Source organism: Paenisporosarcina sp. P4_D4 (assembly GCF_056401835.1).
Map to the genome: position 1 here is coordinate 1 of NZ_JBFUIO010000109.1, position 6466 is coordinate 6466.

Genomic DNA, 6466 nt, shown 5'->3' on the forward strand with positions numbered 1-6466 from the left:
TACATCTAGTTATCCTGCGAACTATTATTTGTTAACAAAATGAAGAAACACTTCTTCTATCTCGGCTATATTGCTCTCTATATGACCCTCGGAATTATTGATGTATGCTAATCCTTCCGTGTTCGGTTCATCGTTATAATTTGAATGACTAGACGCCAAATTGTCGTATGGTACACCGTATTCTTCAAACAAATCAGACACTTCATCGTGTAGCATCTTTGCTTTTTTGTTTGCATTGTCATATTGACGCAACTTCTTTTTTATTTCATAAGGCATTTTATTCAATTGGTTCACCCTCTCTGTACGTGTCAATGATGCGTATCGTTCAGCACTAATGCCGAAATTCCAAAGGTCCACAAAATCTGTTAAATCTTGTGCCGAAAACATAAAGGTTCAGTTTGAATCCGTCATGTTCGAAAACGTGATAGTTCATTTTTCTCCTTCGACATTACAATTGACATATTATGTCGAATTTAGAAGTTATTTTAATGCTTTATTCCCTACTATTACCATTTTTGTAATGTTATAATAGATTAAATATTCAGAAAGGAGGAGTTAATATGAAAAAGAAAATTCTATCTGCTTTCTTGCTGTCTGTTATTCTTATGGGATCAACTTCAGCACTAGGTGCAACACCTTTTGATACAAGCGATAAGTTTCCGCCAAGATGTGGTTTTAAAGCGTGTCCCGATATTTAATAATTTATCCTAAGAACATTATTCTTTGTCTTGAAGTACCCATTCTTTAAGACAAAGAATATTCGTATCTTAGTGTGCGTATCGTTGAACTCGTACTGTTCATTTGCGTTTAGTATAATCGTAAATTTTCACATAGCCTTTTCTTTGTATTCCTACTGACTTTCGTTCTTTTCAAGCCTTGAATCTCATAGATAGAAAGCTGATTTCGTACCATATGTTACTGAACATATTCGCACTCCTATATTTGGTTTTTTGTTGTCAACAATGTGGTTAAATACTTAGTGAACTTTGATTTAATACTATAATGGGATATGAAGAGGTACAAAAAATCATCTTATTTGAACACTCGAACAAGTTGCCCTTCGGTTAAAGGCATTTCAAGTGTCAAAACGGCTTTGTAAGTACCAGTCTTAGATTTAAAGGAAAGCGTATTTGTTTTCTTTTTGGTCAATAGCATCGCTAACATTTTAGGTGTCACATTTTTGAATTATTGAGTTTTCCAAATATAAAAGGTGCAGCCGCTGGCAGAAGAACAGAAATACCGTTTTTCAGACTGTCGTATTGGCTCTCCACAACCTGGACAGTTTCCTAACGATTCCACAAAATCTATTGCCCCCACCTTTAAGGTTTTGGCCTCCTCTACAGTAGCGGTTGCATACTGTTCCACTTTTCTCATAAAGGTCTTAGTATCGGCCCGCCCCATGTTCAATTTCATCTAACTGAATCTCCCACATTTCCACTAAATTACTCGTATTTTTTATAATAATCCGCAGTGACAGTACGAAATTTTATTTTTTATGAATTTCAGAAGATAATAGGGAACTGGAAAAATATAAATAAAAAATAATCAAAACTATTTACATACTTCGTTCGTCTAATATATGTAAAGGTTAAATATTGAACAACACAAAGGAGATTTTATAAAACACAAGAAATAATAATCAAAACAATCGCATCAGCTACAATTTTAATGAGTGCATTATTGGGTATTACATTGTAAATACTCAGTAATCTGCCCAATTAACTGTTCAATGGATTTTTCCTTTTTAAGGAAGTCCCTTTAATCGTAGATTAATAACACCCTTGCTAACCTTCGTAGCAAGAATACATAAGTAGAACTGTTTTGTTGAAGTCTATTTTATATAATTAAAACTATTTTAAACTAATACGACTTATTTATAGAACACCTTCTAAGAAAGGAGCTTTTTAGATGAAGGGGAATTTGCACATAGAAAAGAAACTTGTAGAATGTATAACCGATAATAAAGAAGCTTTTTATAGATTAGCGTATAGTTATGTGAAAAATGAAAATGATGCAGTAGATATACTACAAGATTCTATACAAAAAGCCATTTCATCAAAACGACACATAAAGAATGAACAATATATAAAAAGTTGGTTTTATCGAATAGTAGTGAATACATCACTAGATTTTTTAAAAAAACAGAAAAAGTTAATGTTTGTTGATGAAGAAGCACTTGAGTCATACGCTGATGGAGTAGAAAATCAGTATTCAAATATTGATCTAGAAAGAGCTTTAGAATCTCTTTCTCTAAAATACCGAAGTGTGATTGTTCTTCGCTATTTTGAAGATTTAAAAATAGAAGAAGTCGCAGAAATATTAAACGAAAACCCAAATACCATTAAAACACGATTAACCAAAGCTCTAAAATTACTCCGAATTCAAATGGCATGATCTTATTTTTAGGAGGAAAATGATATTGGATAAAAAATTAGAAGAATTAAAATCTGATTACCAGAACATCCCGATTCCAGATAATTTGGATTTCATCGTAGCGAACGCCATTAGTCGTTCTAGCGTAAGAAAATTTCCATTTAAATCAGTTATTGGTTTAGCTGCATCTGCTATTTTTATTCTCTCCATAAATAGTAGCCCAACATTTGCGAAAACATTGTCGGATGTTCCGATTGTTGGAAATTTAGTAGATGTCCTGACATTTACTGAATACACTGTAGATGAAAAAACTTATCAGGCACATTTAAAGGTTCCTGCTGTTTCTAACTTAAAAAACAAGGATCTTGAAAATAGTTTAAATCAAAAATATTTGAACGAAAACAAACAACTCTATGATACGTTTACGAAAGAAATGGACGAGATGAAAAAAGAAAATGGAGGTCACTTAGGCATAGATAGTGGCTATGAAATAAAGACTGACACGGATAATATTTTATCGATTGGAAGGTACGTAGTGAATACCGTTGGATCTTCATCTACAACCATGACATATGACACCATTGATAAGAAAAATGAAATCTTATTAACCCTTCCATTACTGTTTAAAGATGAAACATATATTAATTTGATTAGTGAGAACATAAAAGAGCAAATGAAAGAACAAATGAAACATGACGAAAACAAGTTATATTGGTTTCGAGATGAAGGGGATGAAACGACGATTGGATTGTTTGATAAGATTAGTAGCAAACAAAACTTTTATATTAATAAAGACAATCAATTAGTCATTTCGTTTGATAAATATGAAGTTGCTCCTGGGGCTATGGGTATTATTGAATTTATTATTCCATCTGATATTCTTTCGGATGCCTTAGTCAGCAACCACTACATTAAATAGTCACCTAAAAGTCATCATTTTCCAATTTGCAATCATTTATTTCCTAGATGTATTGTGGATTTCGTGTTGCTAAATAGCTGGCAAGTCCTGCCCCAACCTGCAATCGAACTGCCGTTGAGGTGTTCACAAAAACCTCAGACGGCTGGGATTTCGGGTTGCACAGGTCTTTCCCCTATTTATGAACTCACGTCTGTACCATTACGTTCAAGCCGTATAACTAACAAAAGGAGAATTAGAGATAATGACCAGATCCAAAAGTAAGAAACGCGGACCCTGGATTGATGTTGCCTGTATCAGTATGATTGTATTTCTGAGTATGACCCTCATTTTTCTCGGATACTCAACAGAGAGCGATGCAAAACAAAATACAAACAACGGACACGCCCCAGAAGTAAAAAAAGATGTGTCAACGATAGAATCAGCTTTTCCTGGAATACTTATTACAACTGAAGTTAAAAAAGATGACTATTCTCCTTATGCCATTCAGTATCCACAAAGTAAAATAGTCTCATTTAATGATCGTGTCAAAAAATACATAGATGAACAACGGGATACTTATTTAATTGCAATGGAAGAAAATAAGCGAATCGGTAGTAAGACTCCTGGAGAGTTGAACATTGCTTTCGAAACATTTCCACATGCATCCGGATCGTATTCATTTGTTATGATTTCCGGAACATATTTAGGCGGTGCAAATGGTTTTACCAATTTTAACACCATTCATTTTGACCCGGAGTCAGGTGAAATTATTGAGATTGCTGATTTATTTGGGCATGACGAATCTAAGCTTGTAAAACTTTCATTACTTGTACGAGATGGCATTCAGAAAGATCCAAGCTTAACAAATAGAGTTCTAGAAGAAGATATGATTTTGGCTACCGAACCGAAGTGGAGCAACTTCGAGAACTTTGCCCTCATAGACGATTCGCTCGTCATATATTTCGATGAGTACGAAATCGCTAGTGATGCCGCGGGTGCACCGGTTATTGCCGTGCCACTTGCTGCGCTAACTGAACAATTAGTAGCGCCTTATAAACCGGATGTAGAAGTATTACCAAAACCTCCTGTTGAAGAAGTTTCAGATGAAGCAGAAGAAGAACCGATAGAAGAACCTGCAGAAGAACCGGATGACAGTGATGATGTTCAACCTGTAGAAACGGATACGAAGCAAGTCGCCCTAACGTTTGATGATGGTCCAGATCCAAAAGTAACGCCGCAAATCCTTGCCACACTAGCGAAGTATGATGCAAAAGCAACATTCTTTATGCTAGGCAGTCGAGTAGAATCTTACCCGGAAATCGCGAAAGATGTGTTGAATGCTGGCCATGAGCTCGGTAACCACACTTGGACCCATGCAAACTTAACTAAAATGGCGACGGATTCGATTACAAAAGAAGTTTCAAGGACAAATAACATCATCGAACAAGCCACTGGACAAGCACCAACTGTTTTTCGTCCTCCTTACGGTGCTTTCAAGGATGACATGTTAAACGTGATGCAATTACCCGTTGTTTTGTGGGATGTAGATACACTCGATTGGAAACACCGTGATGCTGCTCAACTTTTAACGTCTGTAAAAAGTAGCGTCCATGACGGCAGTACCGTATTAATGCACGATATTCATTTATCGACTGCTCAAGGTTTAGACAGTGTGCTTGCTTATTTAACAAGTGAAGGATATGAGTTTGTAACCGTTTCAGAACTAGAATGATAAGTTGAAAGATTGACCCAAGAGCTTGCCTTTGGGTCAATCTGACATAAGTAATTGTAGAAAATAGTTATGGGGAAAAATTAAGAAATCATTTAAACCATATCTAAGAAAAAGAATGATGTTATATCTTCAACTAACGAATGCTTTGTATTAAAAGGTTAACCAGTTTTTACTGGTTGACCTTATTTTTATTGGATTTAATATATCAAAACAAAAAAAACAAACCATTCTGCGGATGGTTCGTTTTTTTATTGTAAATTTATATACTTTAATCCCTTTTATAGTAAAAATTCACTTAAATTAATACAAACATTTACCTAAGTTCTATTTATTGGTATAATCATAATTGTTTAATAGTTCTCAATTTTCGTGTATTTAACTTACAATTTACAATTAGAATTTCGCAAAGGAGCATAGATGAAGAATATAGGATTGATTATTAAACAAGCAAGAGTTGATCAAGGGATTAAGCAATTGAATTTAGCAAAAGGCATATGTTCGATATCTTATTTAAGTAAAGTTGAAAATAATCAACTTGTCCCAAGCGATGAAATCCTAGTTAACTTATTAAATAGACTTTCTATAACTATCACTGAAGTTAGTGATGAAGAAGAAATTTCAACTTTTAATTCAATTAAAGAGCTCTATAAAACAGCAATAATCTATAGAGATCATAAGTCTATTTCAAATGAAATCGTCAAAATTGAAGAGAAGAGAACTATTTTTAAAAACCAGGTATACTCTATCAATTCCGTACTCTTTTTGTCTAGATTGTATTTAATAAGTGGTAAAGAAATGTCTTGTGTAGAATCTTTGTTTGAGTTTATAGAACTTCATGAAGAGAATTTAACAAACTATCAAAAGTGCGTTTTCAATATCAATAAAGCACTAAAATCATTCTACACGGATGAATATCTTCAATCAGTAGAATACATTGAGCAGGCGTTAGAAGATCAAAAAACAATAGTATTAGAAAATTGGGAATTAGCGGATCTGTACAATGTCATGGCAATTTGTTACCTAGTAAATAATTATAATTATAGTACAATCGAGTTTGCTCGAAAGGCGCTAAATATATACCGTGACCTTTTATTATTTAACAGGGCCATTGATTGTTATATTTCCATTGGAATTAGTTATAAAAGAAATTATAAATACAAAGAGTCCGAAGATAACTTTCAAGCAGCTTATAGATTACTAAAAGATCGTGGATTATTTGATTTTGAGGGAATTATTACACAGAATTTAGGGACATTATTCACAATACAAGGTGAGTCAAATAAAGCCATCGAATACTTTTTATCTAGTATGGATTGCAAGAAGACTACTGAAGGTTATTACGTAACGATTTTATCCATTATTCAAGAATATTCAAAACTAAAAAGTCCTGAAAACATTTTGATGTGGTGTGAAAAAGGACTTGAAATGTATTCTAAAGCAAAGGAAAAGAATCTTTCTTATTA

At 33.7% G+C, this 6466-nt stretch carries 7 protein-coding genes; 5 read left to right on the forward strand and 2 right to left on the reverse strand.

The genetic code is table 11. The annotated features are described in order from the left end of the window. Positions 1-24 precede the first annotated feature (24 nt). Positions 25-387 carry a hypothetical protein gene (locus tag AC1DSL_RS14970; protein WP_477532784.1) on the reverse strand — a complete coding sequence of 121 codons (363 nt, stop codon included), beginning with the start codon at positions 385-387 and terminating at the stop codon, positions 25-27. Positions 388-560: 173 nt separating this feature from the next. On the opposite strand from AC1DSL_RS14970, the gene AC1DSL_RS14975 reads away from it, so the two are divergent. Next, the gene (locus tag AC1DSL_RS14975; protein ID WP_016428654.1) at positions 561-698 is read left to right on the forward strand and encodes a hypothetical protein; all 138 of its coding nucleotides are present in this window, start codon (positions 561-563) and stop codon (positions 696-698) included. A 487-nt stretch (positions 699-1185) separates the two neighbouring features. Here the strand turns inward: AC1DSL_RS14975 and AC1DSL_RS14980 are convergent, their stop codons facing one another. After that, entirely contained in the window at positions 1186-1413 is a 228-nt protein-coding gene (locus tag AC1DSL_RS14980) for a hypothetical protein (protein WP_477532785.1), read from the reverse strand. Between the two features lie 495 nt (positions 1414-1908). Between AC1DSL_RS14980 and AC1DSL_RS14985 the strand changes: the two genes are divergently transcribed. The 4 genes from AC1DSL_RS14985 to AC1DSL_RS15000 all read left to right on the forward strand — a co-directional run. Further along, the gene (locus tag AC1DSL_RS14985; protein ID WP_016428652.1) at positions 1909-2394 is read left to right on the forward strand and encodes an RNA polymerase sigma factor; all 486 of its coding nucleotides are present in this window, start codon (positions 1909-1911) and stop codon (positions 2392-2394) included. Between the two features lie 25 nt (positions 2395-2419). Next, on the forward strand, positions 2420-3292 hold the full coding sequence (gene rsiV / locus AC1DSL_RS14990) for an anti-sigma-V factor RsiV (RefSeq protein WP_477532786.1): 873 nt from the start codon (positions 2420-2422) through the stop codon (positions 3290-3292). Between the two features lie 241 nt (positions 3293-3533). Beyond that, positions 3534-5003 (forward strand): polysaccharide deacetylase family protein, encoded by a 1470-nt coding sequence (locus AC1DSL_RS14995; protein WP_477532787.1) that lies wholly within the window; start codon positions 3534-3536, stop codon positions 5001-5003. Between the two features lie 417 nt (positions 5004-5420). Continuing rightward, positions 5421-6466: helix-turn-helix domain-containing protein (locus tag AC1DSL_RS15000; RefSeq protein WP_477532788.1), on the forward strand; the 1046-nt coding region annotated here is incomplete at its 3' end.

Bases quoted from the DNA above. Each gene is read 5' to 3' on its own strand.
- AC1DSL_RS14970 (WP_477532784.1), bottom strand. From the start codon at position 387: ATGTTTTCGGCACAAGATTTAACAGATTTTGTGGACCTTTGGAATTTC.
- AC1DSL_RS14975 (WP_016428654.1), top strand. From the start codon at position 561: ATGAAAAAGAAAATTCTATCTGCTTTCTTGCTGTCTGTTATTCTTATG.
- AC1DSL_RS14980 (WP_477532785.1), bottom strand. From the start codon at position 1,413: ATGAAATTGAACATGGGGCGGGCCGATACTAAGACCTTTATGAGAAAA.
- AC1DSL_RS14985 (WP_016428652.1), top strand. From the start codon at position 1,909: ATGAAGGGGAATTTGCACATAGAAAAGAAACTTGTAGAATGTATAACC.
- AC1DSL_RS14995 (WP_477532787.1), top strand. From the start codon at position 3,534: ATGACCAGATCCAAAAGTAAGAAACGCGGACCCTGGATTGATGTTGCC.